Raw genomic sequence first — 16,671 nt, 5'->3', positions numbered from 1 at the left:
CCCGCCTAACGGAGTGTTTATGGCAGTCAAGGTCCTGGTGGTGGACGATTCGGGTTTCTTCCGCCGCCGCGTCTCGGAAATTCTTTCCGCCGATCCAACGATCCAGGTGGTCGGCACGGCCACCAACGGCAAAGAGGCGATTGATCAAGCCATTGCGTTGAAACCGGACGTGATCACCATGGACTACGAGATGCCGATGATGGATGGCATCACGGCAGTCCGGCACATCATGCAACGCTGCCCGACCCCGGTCCTGATGTTTTCCTCGCTGACGCACGAAGGCGCCCGGGTCACCCTGGATGCGCTGGACGCCGGTGCGGTGGACTTCCTGCCGAAGAATTTCGAAGACATCTCGCGCAACCCCGAGAAGGTCAAGCAGATGCTGTGCGAGAAGGTGCACAGCATTTCGCGCAGTAACCGTCGCAGCCTGTTCAGCACGCCTACTCCAACCGCTGCGCCAGCACCGGCTCCCGCTGCACCGACGTCGTCGTTTGCGCGCCCTGCGCCTGCGCCAGTGACACGGCCTGCAGTGGCACCCGCTCGCACGCTGGCACCTGCGGCGTCGGCTCATTCGCCCGCCCCCAAGCGCAAGGCCTACAAGCTGGTCGCCATCGGCACCTCCACGGGTGGCCCGGTTGCGCTGCAACGCGTGTTGACCCAACTGCCAGCCAACTTCCCGGCGCCGATCGTATTGATCCAGCACATGCCGGCGGCGTTTACCAAGGCCTTCGCCGAGCGCCTGGACAAGCTGTGCCGCATCAGCGTCAAGGAAGCCGAGGATGGCGACATCCTGCGCCCTGGCCTGGCGCTGCTGGCCCCCGGTGGCAAGCAGATGATGGTCGACGGCCGTGGCGCGATCAAAATCCTGCCGGGCGATGAGCGCCTCAACTACAAGCCGTGCGTGGATATCACCTTCGGTTCGGCAGCCAAGTCCTACGGTGACAAAGTTCTGGCGGTAGTGCTCACCGGCATGGGCGCCGACGGCCGTGAAGGTGCGCGCCTGCTCAAGCAGGGCGGCAGCGCCATCTGGGCCCAGGACGAAGCCAGCTGCGTGATCTATGGCATGCCCATGGCCATCGTCAAGGCGGACCTGGCCGACGCCGTCTACAGCCTGGACGACATCGGCAAGCATCTGGTGGAGGCCTGCCTCTGATGGATGTACTGAGCCTGATCGGCATCATCATGGCGTTTGTCGCGATCATCGGCGGCAACTACCTCGAAGGCGGGCACCTCGGTGCGTTGGCCAACGGCCCGGCGGCGCTGATCGTGATCGGCGGCACCGTGGGCGCGGCGTTGTTGCAATCGCCCATGAGCTCGTTCAAGCGCGCCATGCAGATTCTGATATGGATCATTTTCCCGCCACGCGTGGACCTGCCCGGCGGCATCGACCGCGTGGTCAACTGGAGCCTCACCGCGCGCAAGGAAGGCCTGCTGGGCCTGGAAGGCGTGGCCGATGCCGAGCCCGACAGCTACGCACGCAAAGGCTTGCAATTGCTGGTGGACGGCGCCGAGCCGGAAGCGATCCGCAGCATCCTGGAAGTGGATTTCTACACCCAGGAAAGCCGCGACATCAACGCCGCCAAAGTCTACGAAAGCATGGGCGGCTACGCGCCGACCATCGGCATCATCGGTGCGGTGATGGGCCTGATCCACGTGATGGGCAACCTCGCCGATCCATCGCAACTGGGCAGCGGCATTGCCGTGGCGTTTGTCGCGACCATCTACGGCGTGGCCAGTGCCAACCTGGTGCTGCTGCCGGTGGCGAGCAAACTCAAGTCGATTGCCATGCGCCAGTCGCGTTATCGCGAGATGCTGCTCGAAGGCATCCTGTCGATCGCTGAGGGCGAGAACCCGCGTTCCATCGAATTGAAGCTCCAGGGCTTCATGGATTGATGGGAGGTATGTATTGTGAGCCGTCGCCGTCGCGAGCCTGAAGAACACGTCAACCACGAGCGGTGGCTGGTGTCCTATGCAGACTTCATCACCCTGCTGTTCGCGTTTTTCGTGGTGATGTACTCCATCTCGTCGATCAACGAAGGCAAGTACAAAGTCATTTCCCAGGCGCTGATCGGCGTGTTCAACGACGCCGACCGTGCGCTCAAGTCGATTCCCATCGGTGAAGAGCGGCCCAAGACCGTGACCCCGGCCAAGCCGCTGGTCAACGACAGCGATGAAACCGCTGCCGGCGTGGGCGGCACCAGCGACCCGCTGAAAAGCATCGCCGACGACATCAGCGCGGCGTTTGGCGACCTGATCAGCTCCAACCAGATGACGGTGCGCGGTAATGAGCTGTGGGTGGAGATCGAACTCAATTCCAGCCTGCTGTTCGCCAGTGCCGATGCGTTGCCCAGTGACCAGGCGTTCACCATCATCGACAAGGTGGCGGCGATCCTCAAGCCATTTGAAAACCCGATCCATGTCGAAGGCTTCACCGACAATTTCCCGATCAGCACCGCGCAGTACCCGACCAACTGGGAGCTGTCCTCGGCCCGCGCTTCAAGCATCGTGCGCATGCTCGCGATGCAGGGCGTTAACCCTGGTCGCCTGGCGTCCGTGGGCTACGGCGAGTTCCAGCCGGTGGCCAATAACGCCACGGCGGAAGGCCGCGCGCGTAACCGTCGGGTGGTGCTGGTGGTGTCGCGCAACCTGGATGTGCGCCGCAGCCTGACCGGCACCGGCACCGCTAATGCAACACCGGATGCGGCCTTGAAGCGGGCTGGCACACAAACTGCACCGGCCCCGGTAAAACCGCCGGTTCGACAGAGTGCCGTCAATTCTCCGTCGCCGGCTCAATAACCCCATGCAATGTCTCGGTCGCGCCTGTGCCTGCCGGGAGGAACCAACCGAATGAGAGTCTGGGCAGTTGCCAATCAAAAAGGTGGAGTCGGCAAGACCACCACCTCCATCGCCTTAGCCGGCTTGCTGGCCGAGGCGGGCAAGCGTGTGGTCGTGGTGGACCTGGACCCTCACGGCTCCATGACCAGCTATTTCGGCTACGACCCGGATGCGCTGGAACACAGCAACTACGATCTGTTCCTGCACAAGGGCAGTGTGCCGGCCGATCTGCCCGGGCAACTGCTGTTGCCCACCAGTAACGAAAGCATTTCCCTGCTGCCCTCCAGCACCGCGCTGGCGACCCTGGAGCGCCAGTCACCGGGGCAGAGCGGCCTGGGCCTGGTGATCGCCAAGACCCTGGCGCAACTGTGGCAGGACTTCGACTACGCGATCATCGACAGCCCTCCGTTGCTTGGCGTGCTGATGGTCAACGCCTTGGCGGCCAGCCAGCAACTGGTTATCCCGGTGCAGACCGAGCACCTGGCCGTCAAAGGCCTGGAGCGCATGGTCAGCACCCTGGCGATGATCAACCGCTCGCGCAAACAGGCGCTGCCGTTCAGCATCGTGCCGACCTTGTTCGACCGCCGCACCCAGGCGTCCCTCGGCACCCTGCGCGTATTGCGCGATGCCTACCCGGACACTATCTGGAACGGCTATATCCCGGTGGACACACGCCTGCGTGACGCCAGCCGCGCCGGCCTGGCGCCGTCGCAGTTCGACGCGAAAAGCCGTGGCGTACTGGCCTACCGCGCGTTGCTCAAACACCTGCTGTCCCAGCAGCTTGTGGCGCAGGTGGCGTGATGAACCGTCCCGTCGAATTTAAGACCCGGCCGCAACTGGCGCTGGAATCCTACCTGGATGCCCTGCTGCAGGACGCGACCGAGGAAGCGCTGCCGGAACCGATCCTGGTGCTGGAGCCTGCCGTTGTAGAACCGGAAAGCACGCTGGATGAATTCCAGCTGGCCGTCCTGGAAGAACAGGCCCGCGATGCGCAGGTTGTGCCTGTCGTCGTGCCGATTGCTCCGGTGGTGATTGCCCCCGTGGTGGTCGAGCCGGTGGTGGAAGTGCACCTGCCGCCGAGCATCACACCGCCGCCGGTCACCGGTGATGATCGCCCGAGCTGGGCTGCCGAGCCGTTCGAATGCCTGTTGTTCGACGTCGCCGGCTTGACGCTGGCGGTGCCGCTGGTGTGCCTGGGCTCGATCTATTCCCTGGAAGGCCAGGAATTGACGCCGCTGTTCGGGCAACCGGAGTGGTTCCTCGGCATCCTGCCGAGCCAGGCCGGTAACCTGAAAGTGCTGGATACCGCGCGCTGGGTCATGCCCGACCGCTACCGCGACGACTTCCGCCAGGGTTTGCAATACGTGATCTCGGTGCAGGGCTACGAGTGGGGGCTGGCGGTGCATCAAGTCAGCCGCTCGTTGCGCCTGGACCCGAACGAAATCAAATGGCGCAGCCACCGGGGCCAACGGCCTTGGCTGGCGGGCACCGTGATCGAACACATGTGCGCGTTGCTCGACGTCGCCGAACTGGCCGAGTTGATCGCCAGTGGCGCGGTTAAAACGATGCCGGTTACTAAACGCAGTTGATTGAACAATAAGGTCCACGCTGGTGCGTGGCCAATCTTGAAGGGGTCAGGGGTATGAATAAGTCAGCGTCCGCACAAGGTTTGGATGATCCGATCCTGCAATGGGTGACCTTCAAACTGGACAACGAGTCCTACGGCATTAACGTGATGCGCGTGCAGGAAGTGCTGCGCTACACCGAGATCGCCCCGGTACCGGGTGCGCCGAGCTACGTGCTGGGCATCATCAACCTGCGCGGCAACGTGGTGACGGTGATCGACACCCGCCAGCGCTTCGGCCTGGTACCGACCGAGGTCAACGACAACACGCGTATCGTCATCATCGAGGCCGACAAGCAAGTGGTCGGGATCATGGTCGACAGCGTGGCCGAAGTGGTCTACCTGCGCCAATCGGAAGTGGAAACCGCGCCGAACGTGGGTAACGAAGAATCCGCCAAGTTCATCCAGGGCGTGTGCAACAAGAACGGCGAGCTGCTGATTCTGGTTGAGCTGGACAAGATGATGAGCGAAGAAGAGTGGTCGGAACTGGAGAGCATCTGATTGTTCCTTGAGGCCGCGGTGATTGTCCTGGCCCTGTTATGGGCCGGGACCCTGGCATTCCTGTTGCGCTACGTGCGTCAGCAGCGCGAGTTGTTGCTACAGCAGGCTGAGCGTGATGCTGTGCGTGACCGGCGGGTGCTGGAGTTGGTGAAGCGGGTTGATCACTTTCAGCAGAGTGCGGTGAAGGTCGGGGACGAGGTGCATGAGTTGCGCGCGATTCTTGCGCCGTTGCCGGATAAGCTGGCGCAGATTGAGCAGCGCGATCCTTCGAGTCTTTCGTTTGCGCAGGCGGCGAAGCTGGTGGGGATGGGGGCTACGGTGGATGAGCTGACGCAGTCGTGTGGGTTGACGCAGGCTGAGGCGCAGTTGATGAGTAAGTTGCATAAGAGTTGATTGGGGTTTGGGTACATATCCATTTCTGCGGCAACGGCTGCTATGGGTTCCGCTCTTACAGCGGGTCACTTTTTGAAGAGCGCAAAAAGTAACCAAAAACGCTTCGCCCCAACACTCGGCACCTCGCCTAGGCTCGGTGTGCCCTCTCTCCGGCTTGAATCCGTGGGCCGCCGCAATGGGCCATCCTTGGCCCAGTGCGGCTAACCCGGCGTCCTGCCGGGTTACCCACGGATTCAAGCCTGCGTTCGGCCAGCGTGTTTGACGGGGCGCCGAAGATCACAAGCAAGAGCGACTCGCTGCGCATCGTAGATACGTTTTTTGTTCCGTGTAACCGCTTTACTGTGGTGAGCGGGCTTGCCCCGCGTTGGGCTGCGAAGCAGCCCTAAAACCAGTGAGCGCGCCGCGTTCATTCTGGTTTCCCGCGTCATCTTTAACGACCTTCGCGGGCAAGCCCGGCTCCTACAGGGGAGCGCGTACGCTTCAACGATTCGGTCGGCTATTCGGCCGCCGCGCTTTGCTTTTGATTTTGATCTTAGCCGCCCCGCGCCATGGATGGCGCGTGGCGGCGGCCCCCCAAATCACTGTCGAATTACGGGCACACCGAGCCTAGGCGAGGTGCCGAGTGTTGGGGTAAGAGCGTTTTGCTTACTTTTGCGCTGTTCAAAAGTGAGCCGCTGTAAGAGCGGAACCCATAGCAGCCGTTACCGAAGAAACGGATATGTACTCAATCATCCGATTTTTTTCCCATCCAATGGCTTTTTTCTCCCCGCCCAAGGTCCACATACTCCAAGCACCTTTGAATCAGGAGATTCCCCAATGACCACCCCCAAAGCCCTGTTGATCCTCCACGGCAAGCAAGCCCTCAACGAGGACGTGCGTTCAGCCGTGCAGGCCCGGCGCGAGCAGGGTGGGGAGTTGGCCGTACGGGTCACCTGGGAAGGTGGCGACGCCCAGCGCCTGGTCAACGAAGCCCTGGCCGACGGCTACACCCACATCATCGCCGGTGGTGGTGATGGCACCCTGCGCGATGTAGCCGAAGCCATGGCCCAGGCCAAGACCGACGCCAGCCTGGTGCTGATGCCCCTGGGCACCGCCAACGATTTCGCCAAGGCCGCCGGCGTACCGTTGGAGCCTGACCAGGCGCTGGCGCTGCTGGACGTGCCACCCAGGGCCATCGACCTCGGCCAGGTCGGCGGGCAGATCTTCCTCAACATGGCTACCGGCGGTTTCGGCAGCCAGGTCACCGCCAACACCTCCGAGGATTTGAAAAAAGTCCTGGGCGGCGCCGCCTATCTGTTCACCGGTTTGACGCGATTCAGCGAGTTGAAGGCCGCCTACGCCGAGCTGGATGGCCCCGATTTCCATTGGAAAGGCGAGCTGCTCGCCCTGGGCATCGGTAACGGTCGCCAGGCAGGCGGTGGGCATGAGCTATGTCCAGGCGCCATGGCCGACGACGGCCTGCTGGACGTCAGCATCCTGCCGGCCCCCCAGGAAGTGGTCGGCACCTTGCGCGAGTTGATGAGCAACGGCTGGGGCCTGGACACCATGTTTGTGCGGGCGCGCCTGCCGTGGGTGAATATCAAGGTCGCACAGGGCTTGTACATCAACCTGGATGGCGAGCCGCTGGAGGGCGATGATCTGCACTTCGAGGCCTTGCCCAAGGCCTTGCGCGTACACTTGCCGGTGGATTCGCCGCTAGTCGTCCAGGCTGATGATCTGCTCGCGCACCGCGAATAGCACCAGGCCCGCCACGTCGAAAATCTGCAGGCGCTTCATGATCTGCGAGCGGTGGGCTTCCACAGTCTTGATGCTCAGGCCCAGCCCATGGGCGATCTCCCGGGTGGACTTGCCGCGCACGATCAGGCGCAGGATCTCCAACTGCCGCGCCGTGAGGTTGTGGCTGTGGCCGGCGGGAGTGGTCGGCCCCTGGCTGCGCACCAGCGCCTGGTTGATCACGGTGTGGGCGATCGCCGGGCTGAGGTAGCGCTCGTTGTTGCGCAAGGCCAGCAGCGCGTGTTCCAGCTCGTTGGCGGTGGTGTCCTTGAGCAGGTAGCCATGGGCGCCGGACTCCAGCGCACACATGATCAGTTCCGGGTCGGTGTGCATCGACAGGATCAGCACTTTGCTCTTGGGGTAGGCGCGCTTGAGTTGCTGCAAGGCGTCCAGGCCGCCGGTGTGCTTCATCGACAGGTCCAGCAGCACGATATCCGGCAGCAGGGCGCTGAACTGCTCCAGCAACTGCGCGCCATCGCTGGCTTCGCCGATCACCGTGTAGCCGGGAATATCCTGGACCAGCGCGCGTACGCCGGCCCGGATCAGTGCATGGTCATCCACCAGGAGTAATTTGCAGCTCACTCGAGAACCTTAGGGGAACTGGCCCGTTCGAGGGCGCGGGGCGCCCAGGGGAAAAGCGCTTCGATCCGTGTCCCATTGCCGGGCTGGCTGCTGACGGACAACGTACCGCCAAGCTGATCTATCCGCTCGGACATGCCGGCCATGCCCCGTTGGCCTTCCAGGCCGGGATTGATGGACGGTGAGAAACCCTGGCCGTCATCGCAGATGGTCAGCGTCAGGCCTTCGGGCAAGCGTTGCAGGCGTACCAGCAGGTTGCGCGCCTGGGCGTGGCGCAGCATGTTGGTCACCGCTTCCTGGGTGATGCGGAAGGCCGCCACCGCCATTTCTTCCGGGATTCCGGTCAGCCGTTGCTGGCATTCCAGGCTCCAGTGGATCGGAGTGTTTTCCAGGGTCTTGAGCAGGTGTGCACGCAGGCTGGCTTCCAGGCCCAGGCTGGCCAACTGGCGAGGGTTGAGGATGGCGGAAACGTCACGCACCTTGGCCAGGGTTTCATTCAGGGTGTTGCACAGCACCGAGCACTGGGCTTGCAGGTCGTCGGGCAGGCGACGCTTGAGCCATTCGCTTTGCAGCTTGGCCGCGGTGAGCAGTTGGCCGATATCGTCGTGCAGTTCACGGCTGAGGCGGTGACGTTCGTTTTCCTGTACCTGCAACAGGCGATCGGCCAGTTCCTGGGGCTGGAACTTGATGGACTTGCGTGAACGCCATTGTTGCAGGCCGACCACCACGAGAGTGGCCAGGTTAAGCGCAATCACCAGCAACGGCAGCGGTTCGGAGCTGGAATAGGTCCAGAGGCTCAGCAGCAGCGAGCCAAGACACAGGGCGAGGATCAAACGGCGTGCATTGCTGCGGGACGCGGACCTTGCGATGAGTGTCTTGAGGCTGGCGTACATAGCGGATGGAGCCAATGAGGGTGCGCTACGGGAAGTCCGGTCACTGCGGCTGACGGGGCTCTGTTTGGAATGCGTTATCGAATCGTTTTTATGCATGATGAAGTTGAGTCACTTCGAGCGGGGCATAGTACCACCACTGTTACCGTTGGTCGCCTGGTGCCGTGCCTCACCGGATTATTGACCGCGCAAATGCTCCGGGCGGTATTCCCAGAGTTCATGGAGTGGGGAAGTTATATTATTTCTGTTTGGTTGTATCGTTATTACCGTTAATGGCTAATTGATATCTTTGTCTGCGCTGTTCAAGTCCAACGAGTTAATAGTCGTGTCGTTTTTAGATAACTTCGGGTTCGAATACGACTTGTTATCCACTCAAGAGGCGTGGTGCACACGCTGCTGCGGTTTATAAGTGAAATCCTTCTGCGGGATCTGCAGCGTGACGGTTGCAATCAATGTCGCCTGCTCACTCTCGTCCATACTCAGTTCGCCGGTACGCACATCGATCAGTTCCAGTTGCCACGCGAGTAGCGTCAGGCACGCATGCAGTGCATCCAGCGCCTGGTCATGCAGTTGCATCGGGCTTGCCGCATTGGCGATCAGGTATTGGATATGCCGGGAAAACTCGCTGATCACCTGCAGGGCCAGGCTGTCGGCCTTTTCGGCCAGTTTGGCCAGGCTGGACTTCATGCAGTCGATGGCGTCGCTGTCGTCGCGAATCAGGTGCAGGTGGCTCAAGCACTCTTCCGACTTGGCCAGCAGCGTTTCTGCTTCAAGCAGGAACTCGGGGAGTGTGGTTTGCCATTCATTTGCGCTGTTCATCATACAAGTCTCCACAACATAAGGTCGGGTGATGAGATGTCGCACTGGGTGAATGGCTTAAAAATAGCGCCGAAATATGACTGGGACCTGTAGGCGGCTTCTGAGTTTTCAGTAGGACGTTTATTAGAGTGACGGCAACGGCTGTGCGCTGCCCTCATGAAAGGGGTCAATTGCACACCTTCGATTGCCGACATCTGTATGTCTGGAAGGCCCGTGGGCCGAGGGCTTGGGATGGCAAACAAAAGCCTGACTCCATTCATGCATTGAGAATGGCGTCACATTAATGGCTATTAGATATTGCGAATATCAGGTTGGGCCTGATTGTGCGTAGGGGAATCCCTTACATAGCGGAACCTTGCGTCGAATTGAATGTCGCGCAACGTCGCTTTCTTGCCATACGGAGAGGCCAGCGCAGTAAAGCATGATGTCAGTGTGACATCAATGGATTTACGTGGCATTTTACGGGGGTCAAGGTCTGGCGTTCGCCGCCGATAACTCACCTTATGTGAACCGCACAAATTCCTCAGCGCATCAGGAGCTTTTAATGGCCGGCATTCTCGACACGGTAGATCAACGCACGCAACTGGTGGGTGAGAATCGCCTGGAGATCCTCATGTTCCGCCTGGCGGGGCGCCAATTGTTCGCCATCAACGTGTTCAAGGTGCAGGAAGTGCTGCAACTGCCCAAGTTGACCCTGATGCCCCAGCGTCATCCTTTCGTGTGCGGTGTGGTCAACCTGCGTGGCCAGACCCTGCCGGTGATCGACCTGTCCCAGGCCATCGGCATGCGCCCGCTGGTGCCTGGCCCCAACAGCACCATCATCGTGACTGAGTACAACCGCTCGGTGCAGGCCTTCCTGGTGGGCGGTGTGGACCGCATCGTCAACATGAACTGGGAGGCCATCCTGCCGCCACCGACCAGTGCCGGGCGCCAGCATTACCTCACCGCCATCAGCAAGGTCGACGACCAGTTGGTGGAAATCATCGACGTGGAAAAAGTCCTGGCCGAGATCGTGCCGTACAACGCCAAGGTTTCCCGCGAGAAACTCGAAGACCCGGTGCTGGAGCGCGCCCGCGGCCGCGAAGTGCTGCTGGTGGATGACTCCAACGTGGCCCTCTCGCAACTGCGCGACACCCTTGGCCAACTGGGCGTGAAGATGCACATCGCCAGTGACGGCCTCAAGGCGTTGAACATGCTCAAGGCCTGGGCCGACGCCGGCCATGTGATGACCGACAAGCTGCTGATGATTTTCACCGACGCCGAAATGCCCGAGATGGACGGTTACCGTCTCACCACCGAGATCCGCAACGATCCGCGCCTGCGCAGTCTTTACGTGGTGTTGCACACCTCGCTGTCAGGCAGCTTCAACGACTCGATGGTGAAGAAGGTCGGCTGCGACAATTTCCTGTCCAAATTCCAGCCCGACAAGCTGGTGGACGTGGTGCGTCAGCGTCTGATGCTGGACGAAGTGCCCGCATGACCTTAGGGTGATGGCTTTGCCCCTCAGGAATGCAGGCTCATGCTTCGTCTCAGCGCGTTGTACCGTTACCCCTTGAAGTCCGGCAAGGCCGAAATCCTGCAACAGGTCGGCCTGGATAAGCTCGGGGTGGATGGGGATCGACGCTGGATGCTGGTGGACGAAGCCAGCGGGCGCTTCCTCACGCAGCGCGCCGTGGCCAAGATGAGTCAACTGTCGGCACTGTGGAACCGCAACGGCGGGCTCACCTTGAGTTCGCCCGGTTACACGCCGCTGGATGTCGCACTGCCGGGCGGTAATGCCGAGTTGCGCGGTGTGACCATCTGGCGCGACACCTTGCGGGTGCCGGACGCAGGCGACGAGGCAGCGGCCTGGGTCAGTGACTTTATCGGCAAGCCGACGCGGCTGGTGCAGATCCCCCTTGAACGCGCCCGCACCACCGAGGCCGGTTATGGCAAGGACGATGACCAGGTCGCGTTTGCCGATGGCTACCCGCTGCTGGTGATTGGCCAGGCTTCGCTGGATGACCTTTCGCAACGCATCGGCCGGCCCATGGAGATGCTGCGTTTTCGACCCAACCTGGTGATCGAAGGCAGCACCGCCTTCGCCGAAGATGGCTGGAAGCGCCTGCGTATCGGTGATGTGGAGTTCCGTGCGGTCAAGCCCTGCTCGCGCTGCATCCTCACCACCATCGATCCGCAGACCGGCGAACGCAGTGCTGACCGTGAACCCTTCGCCACGCTGGAAACCTATCGCAAGACTGAAAATGGCGCGATCTTCGGCCAGAACCTGGTCAACGATGGCATCGGCCGCCTGGAAGTGGGGATGCCGGTGACCATTCTCGAATAGTGTTCGACGCCCATAAAAAATGCCCGTCTCGCAGGAGACGGGCATTTTTTTGCTTCCGGGAAACCCTTAGCCGCGGTATTCGCACAGGTAAGCGGTGTCCACGGCGACCTTGAGTTGGAACTTGCTGTTGGCCGGCACGTTGAACTGGCTGCCGGCGGCGAAGGTTTCCCAGTCGCTGGCATCAGGCAGCTTGACGGTCAGGGCACCGGACACCACGTGCATGATTTCACGCTGGGCGGTGCCGAATTCGTATTCGCCGGGGGCCATGACGCCGATGGTCGCCGGACCTTCTGCGGTGCCGAAAGCGATCGACTTGACGGTGCCGTCGAAGTACTCGTTGACTTTAAACATGGGCGATTCCTCGGAAAAGGGTCTGGAAAGGTCGGCCAGTATGCCCAAGGCCAGGGAAGCTGCCTAGACCGGCAAAATCAACGGCAGCAGGCGCGCCGTGTTGCGCGCATCCTCCAGCGCCCGATGTTGCTGGCCATGGAACTGCATCCCTGCCAATTGCAGGGCGCCGTTGAGCCCCAGGGGCTTGTCCAGGCGCCGGGCCTTGGCGAAGCGCTGCTTGAGGTTCACATGGGGCGTGGTGGCGAGGGCGCTGGCCAGGCCATGGCGCTGCCATTCCAGCTCCAGTTGCCTGCGATCGTAATCGCCCCAACTGGCCCACCCCTCCAGGCGCGCCTGGTGCTGGCCCAGCCAGCGTTCAAACAGCGGCCATACCTCGGTGATCGGCACTGCGCCATCAATGTTCGCCTGGGTGATGTGGGTCAACTGCCGGCAAAAAGGCGTCAGCAAGGGGCGGCGCAGCGGCCGCACAAAGCGCTGGAAGTGATCCAGCTCGCGGCCCTGGCGGTTGACCAGGCTTGCGCCGATCTCGATGACTTCCATCTCCGTCACGGGCCAGCCGCCTTCATCCGTTGTGGCTTCAAGGTCAATAATCAGCCAATGAGGCATCGCGCAGGTTCCCGTACTCTTCCCTTTCTGTTGGGGATAGAGCGTAGCCCGGCCCTGTAGTTCCGCCTAGGGGGCTAGATGATCTCGAGTAAAACCTGGCGATTGCGCACCTGGTCACCGGCAATCACCTGCACGCCCTTGATCACGCCGTCGATGCCGGCGGTCAGCGGATGCTCCATTTTCATGGCTTCGAGCACCAGCAGCAGTTGGCCCTTGGTGACGCTATCACCGGCGCTGACCCGCACATCAACGATGGCGCCGTCCATCGGCGCCTTGACCGTGCCGCTGCTGGCATCGGCCTGGCGGCTGGCCACTTGCTGGGTGCGGTTGGTCACGCACAGGCCGGGTAGCCACAGTTGGTCGCCTTCGAGATGATAGGCCATGCGTCGACGGATGCCGTTGAGCATCAGGGTGGCGTGGCGACCGTCGGCGCTGAGCAGCAGGGGTTCGGTACTGACGGTGTGGATTTCACCGTTGACCTCAAGGCGGTAGGTGCAAGGGCTACTGGCGTTGTTGCGCCAGCCCGACAGACCGTGGGGATGTTGCTCGGCACTGTGGGTGTAGAACAGCGCAGCGGCCAGGGCTAGCTGTTCGCTCGATACAGGCTGGCGTGGGATCTCGCTGAAGTGCTCGGCGATAAACCCGGTGCTGAAATCGCCGTTGATAAACGCCGGATGCTTGAGCAAATCAGCCAGCAGTTGCTGATTGGTTGCGACGCCCAGCAACAGCGTGTCTTCCACCGCCCGCAGCAGTTTGCGCCGCGCTTCTTCACGGGTGGCGCCGTGGGCGATGAGCTTGCCCAGCATCGGGTCGTAGAACGGGCTGATACGTTGGCCCTGCACCACGCCATGGTCGATGCGCACGCCGGCCGCCGGTTCCCAGCGCAGTACCTCGCCGGTTTGCGGCAGAAAGCCCTGTGTTGGGTCTTCGGCGTACAGGCGCACTTCCATGGCATGGCCGCTCAGGGTCACCTCCGACTGGGTCAGCGGCAGCGGTTGCCCGGCGGCGATCTGCAACTGCCAATCCACCAGGTCGAGGCCGGTGATCAACTCGGTCACCGGGTGTTCCACCTGCAGGCGGGTGTTCATTTCCAGGAAGTAGAACCGGCCATTGCGGTCGAGCAGGAACTCCACGGTACCGGCGCCCACGTAATTCACCGCACGCCCGGCCTTCAATGCGGCTTCGCCCATGGCCTGGCGCAACTCGGGCGTCATGATGGGGCAGGGGGCTTCCTCGATGACTTTCTGGTGGCGGCGCTGGACCGAGCAGTCGCGTTCGCCGAGGTAGATCAAGTGGCCGTGGCTGTCGCCGAACAACTGGATCTCGACGTGGCGCGGCTCGATCAGCGCTTGCTCAAGAATCAGTTCGTCGCTGCCAAAGGCATTTTTGGCTTCCGAGCGGGCGGTGTGCAGGTTGTCCAGCAGGGCTTTGGCGTGGTGCACCAGGCGCATGCCGCGACCGCCGCCGCCGGCGCTGGCCTTGATCATCAATGGGTAGCCGATGCGTTCGGCTTCCTGTTGCAGGGTAGCGTCGTCCTGGGCACTGCCCTGATAGCCGGCAATGCACGGCACGCCAGCGTCGAGCATGGCGAGTTTGGACAGGCGTTTGCTGCCCATCAGTTCGATGGCCTCGACGCTGGGCCCGATGAAGGTCAGGCCGGCGTGTTGGCAGGCACGGGCGAAGTCGGGGTTTTCCGAGAGGAAACCGTAGCCGGGGTGGATCGCATCGGTGCCGGTGAGTCTGGCGGCGGCGAGGATCGCCTCGATATTGAGGTACGACTGTTGTACCGGGGCGGGGCCGATATTGACGGCTTCGTCGGCCATCTGCACATGCAGGGCCTGGGCGTCGGCATCGCTGTAGACGGCGACGGTGCGGTAGCCCAGGGCTTGGGCGGTGCGCTGGATGCGGCAGGCGATTTCGCCGCGGTTGGCGATCAGGATTTTGTTGAAGGCGGGCATGGGTTTATCCCTTGGCTGATGGGGTGTTTGATCGGGCCTCATCGGGGGCAAGCCCCCTCCCACACTGTGGGAGAGGGCTTGCCCCCGATGGCGTCATTTGCACCACCGAGGCTTTCTTTTCTGCACAAACGCCTGCGTCCCTTCAATCCCTTCGTCACTGCGCACCGCTTCGGCAAACCACTGCGCGCCCCGATCCAGCACCGCCTCCAGCGGCTCATCCACACTGGCCAGCAACAGCGCTTTAGTACGCCCATTCGCCCCCGGCGCACACTTCAGCACTTGCCCCAGCACGTCATCCAACCGCTGCGCCAACGCCTGCGGGTCGCGCTCGGTAAAGTGCACCACCCCCAGCCGCTCAGCTTCAAGCCCATCAAACCGTGTCGCCGTCAGCGCCAGCCGCCGTGCCTGGGTCAGCCCGATGCGCTTGACCACAAACGGTGCAATCTGCGCCGGTAACAAGCCCAGGCTGGTTTCCGGCAGGCCGAATTGCGCCTGGTGATCGGCGATGGCGATATCACTTACGCACGCCAACCCAAATCCACCACCCAGCACCGCGCCCTGCAGCACCACGATCACCACCTGCGGCAGCGCTTGCACTTCCTGCAGCAAGGTGCCAAACGCCCGGTTCAATGCCTGTAGTTGATTGCCCGCCGTGACCAGGTCCTTCACATCCGCCCCGGCGCAGAAATGTCCGCCGGCGCCGCTGATCACTACCGCGCGCGTCTGGACATCCAACTGCGCCAACACCGCGCGCAGTTCATTGACCATCTCCAGGCTCATCGCATTGCGGCAGTCGGGCCGGTTGAGGGTGATGTGCAGCACGCCGTTGTGGGGTTCGAGCAACAAGGTGTTCATGGTTTTTTCCCCGGCAAGGTGCCCATCAACTTGCAGATGATGCCCAGCATGATTTCATCGGCGCCGCCGCCGATCGACACCAGCCGCACATCGCGATAGGCGCGGGCCACGGGGTTGTCCCACATGAAGCCCATGCCGCCCCAGTATTGCAGGCAACTGTCGCTGACTTCGCGGCCCAGGCGCCCGGCCTTGAGCTTGGCCATGGACGCCAGGCGCGTCACGTCCTGGCCTTTGATGTACTGCTCGGTGGCCTGGTAGACCAGCGCACGCAGGCATTCGATTTCGGTGGAGAGTTCGGCCAGGCGAAAGTGAATGACCTGATTGTCGATCAGCGCCTTGCCAAAGGTCTGGCGCTCCTTGCAGTACTCGATGGTGCTGTCGATGCAATGCTCCAGGCCCTTGATCATATTGGCCGCGCCAAACAGGCGTTCTTCCTGGAATTGCAGCATCTGCATCATGAACCCCGCACCTTCGTGGCCGATGCGGTTGCGTTGCGGCACGCGCACGCCGTCGAAAAACACCTGGGCGGTCTCGGAGCTGTGCATGCCGAGCTTTTCCAGGGGCGGGCTGACGCTGATGCCGGGGGTGTTCATCGGCACCATGATCAGCGACTTGTTGATGTGCGGCTTGTCATCGGAGGTGTTGGCCAGCAGGCAGATGAAGTCGGCGCTGGGCGAGTTGGTGATCCACATCTTGCTGCCGTTGATCACGTAGTCGTCGCCATCCTTGCGCGCATGGGTCTTCAACCCGGCCACGTCGGAACCGGCGCCGGTTTCCGAGACGCCGATGCAGCCGACCTGCTCGCCGCTGATGGCCGGGCGCAGGAATTCTTCGCGCAGTGCATCGGAGCCGAAGCGGGCGAGGGCCGGTGTGCACATGTCGGTCTGCACGCCGATGGACATGGGAATGCCGCCGCAACGTATGGTGCCGAACTCTTCGGCGGCGACAATGGAATAGCTGTAGTCCAGGCCCATGCCGCCGAACTTCTCTGGTTTGGAGATGCCCAGCAGGCCGAGGTCACCGGCCTTGCGGAAAATATCGTGGATGGGAAAGCGCCCGGCCTTTTCCCATTCGTCCACATGGGGGTTGATCTCGCGGTCGACGAAGGCGCGGACGCTGCGGCGCAGTTCCTGGTGTTCTTGGGTGAAGATCATTTTTATT

General features: G+C 62.0%; 18 protein-coding genes. 10 read left to right on the top strand and 8 right to left on the bottom strand.

Going from position 1 to position 16,671, the window contains the following annotated elements:
• Positions 1-19 precede the first annotated feature (19 nt).
• The 8 genes from M2497_RS22805 to yegS all read left to right on the top strand — a co-directional run bounded on the left by M2497_RS22805 (position 20) and on the right by yegS (position 7,090).
• Positions 20-1,153 (top strand): chemotaxis response regulator protein-glutamate methylesterase, encoded by a 1,134-nt coding sequence (locus M2497_RS22805; RefSeq protein ID WP_248483385.1) that lies wholly within the window; start codon positions 20-22, stop codon positions 1,151-1,153.
• Positions 1,153-1,893 (top strand): flagellar motor protein, encoded by a 741-nt coding sequence (locus tag M2497_RS22800; protein ID WP_033900785.1) that lies wholly within the window; start codon positions 1,153-1,155, stop codon positions 1,891-1,893. The genes M2497_RS22805 and M2497_RS22800 overlap by 1 nt, the downstream gene beginning before the upstream one ends.
• Before the next feature lie 15 nt (positions 1,894-1,908).
• Positions 1,909-2,796 (top strand): flagellar motor protein MotD, encoded by an 888-nt coding sequence (motD, locus tag M2497_RS22795; RefSeq protein ID WP_248483383.1) that lies wholly within the window; start codon positions 1,909-1,911, stop codon positions 2,794-2,796.
• 51 nt (positions 2,797-2,847) lie between these two features.
• Positions 2,848-3,636, top strand: coding sequence for a ParA family protein (locus tag M2497_RS22790; RefSeq protein ID WP_179028676.1), 789 nt, complete (start codon positions 2,848-2,850; stop codon positions 3,634-3,636).
• A complete protein-coding gene (locus M2497_RS22785) occupies positions 3,636-4,424 on the top strand; it encodes a CheW domain-containing protein (protein ID WP_248483381.1) in 789 nt (262 codons plus the stop codon). The genes M2497_RS22790 and M2497_RS22785 overlap by 1 nt, the downstream gene beginning before the upstream one ends.
• A 53-nt stretch (positions 4,425-4,477) precedes the next feature.
• Positions 4,478-4,960, top strand: coding sequence for a chemotaxis protein CheW (locus M2497_RS22780; RefSeq protein ID WP_010564003.1), 483 nt, complete (start codon positions 4,478-4,480; stop codon positions 4,958-4,960).
• Positions 4,961-5,353 (top strand): DUF2802 domain-containing protein, encoded by a 393-nt coding sequence (locus M2497_RS22775; protein WP_058427218.1) that lies wholly within the window; start codon positions 4,961-4,963, stop codon positions 5,351-5,353.
• 816 nt (positions 5,354-6,169) lie between these two features.
• On the top strand, positions 6,170-7,090 hold the full coding sequence (gene yegS, locus M2497_RS22770) for a lipid kinase YegS (RefSeq protein WP_248483379.1): 921 nt from the start codon (positions 6,170-6,172) through the stop codon (positions 7,088-7,090).
• Here yegS and M2497_RS22765 read toward each other — a convergent pair.
• The 3 genes from M2497_RS22765 to M2497_RS22755 form a co-directional block, all read right to left on the bottom strand.
• Positions 7,049-7,708, bottom strand: coding sequence for a response regulator transcription factor (locus tag M2497_RS22765; RefSeq protein WP_071492719.1), 660 nt, complete (start codon positions 7,706-7,708; stop codon positions 7,049-7,051). The genes yegS and M2497_RS22765 overlap by 42 nt on opposite strands.
• Complete coding sequence (locus tag M2497_RS22760) at positions 7,705-8,598, bottom strand: sensor histidine kinase (RefSeq protein WP_248488247.1); 894 nt, start codon at positions 8,596-8,598, stop codon at positions 7,705-7,707. Before M2497_RS22760 ends, M2497_RS22765 begins: the two co-directional genes overlap by 4 nt.
• 369 nt (positions 8,599-8,967) lie before the next feature.
• Complete coding sequence (locus tag M2497_RS22755) at positions 8,968-9,417, bottom strand: hypothetical protein (protein WP_179029427.1); 450 nt, start codon at positions 9,415-9,417, stop codon at positions 8,968-8,970.
• A gap of 541 nt (positions 9,418-9,958) precedes the next feature.
• On the opposite strand from M2497_RS22755, the gene M2497_RS22750 reads away from it, so the two are divergent.
• Positions 9,959-10,894, top strand: a complete 936-nt coding sequence (locus tag M2497_RS22750) for a chemotaxis protein CheV (RefSeq protein ID WP_058424673.1) — start codon at positions 9,959-9,961, stop codon at positions 10,892-10,894.
• A gap of 39 nt (positions 10,895-10,933) precedes the next feature.
• Positions 10,934-11,740 carry an MOSC domain-containing protein gene (locus M2497_RS22745; RefSeq protein ID WP_248483377.1) on the top strand — a complete coding sequence of 269 codons (807 nt, stop codon included), beginning with the start codon at positions 10,934-10,936 and terminating at the stop codon, positions 11,738-11,740.
• Between the two features lie 66 nt (positions 11,741-11,806).
• Here M2497_RS22745 and M2497_RS22740 read toward each other — a convergent pair whose 3' ends face one another.
• The 5 genes from M2497_RS22740 to atuD all read right to left on the bottom strand — a co-directional run bounded on the left by M2497_RS22740 (position 11,807) and on the right by atuD (position 16,664).
• Complete coding sequence (locus M2497_RS22740; protein ID WP_058424671.1) at positions 11,807-12,091, bottom strand: pyrimidine/purine nucleoside phosphorylase; 285 nt, start codon at positions 12,089-12,091, stop codon at positions 11,807-11,809.
• A 63-nt stretch (positions 12,092-12,154) separates the two neighbouring features.
• Positions 12,155-12,697: an exonuclease domain-containing protein gene (locus tag M2497_RS22735; protein WP_071492722.1), complete on the bottom strand. Its 543-nt coding sequence runs from the start codon at positions 12,695-12,697 to the stop codon at positions 12,155-12,157.
• 74 nt (positions 12,698-12,771) lie between these two features.
• Entirely contained in the window at positions 12,772-14,655 is a 1,884-nt protein-coding gene (locus M2497_RS22730; protein ID WP_248483375.1) for an acetyl/propionyl/methylcrotonyl-CoA carboxylase subunit alpha, read from the bottom strand.
• Positions 14,656-14,748: 93 nt separating this feature from the next.
• Positions 14,749-15,510, bottom strand: coding sequence for an enoyl-CoA hydratase-related protein (locus M2497_RS22725; protein ID WP_248483373.1), 762 nt, complete (start codon positions 15,508-15,510; stop codon positions 14,749-14,751).
• Positions 15,507-16,664 carry an acyl-CoA dehydrogenase family protein gene (gene atuD, locus M2497_RS22720; protein ID WP_248483371.1) on the bottom strand — a complete coding sequence of 386 codons (1,158 nt, stop codon included), beginning with the start codon at positions 16,662-16,664 and terminating at the stop codon, positions 15,507-15,509. The genes M2497_RS22725 and atuD overlap by 4 nt, the downstream gene beginning before the upstream one ends.
• Positions 16,665-16,671 lie beyond the last annotated feature (7 nt).

The organism is Pseudomonas sp. CYM-20-01, assembly GCF_023169845.1.
GTDB lineage: Bacteria > Pseudomonadota > Gammaproteobacteria > Pseudomonadales > Pseudomonadaceae > Aquipseudomonas > Aquipseudomonas azotoformans.
This window is presented reverse-complemented; position numbering and strand designations above follow the sequence as displayed.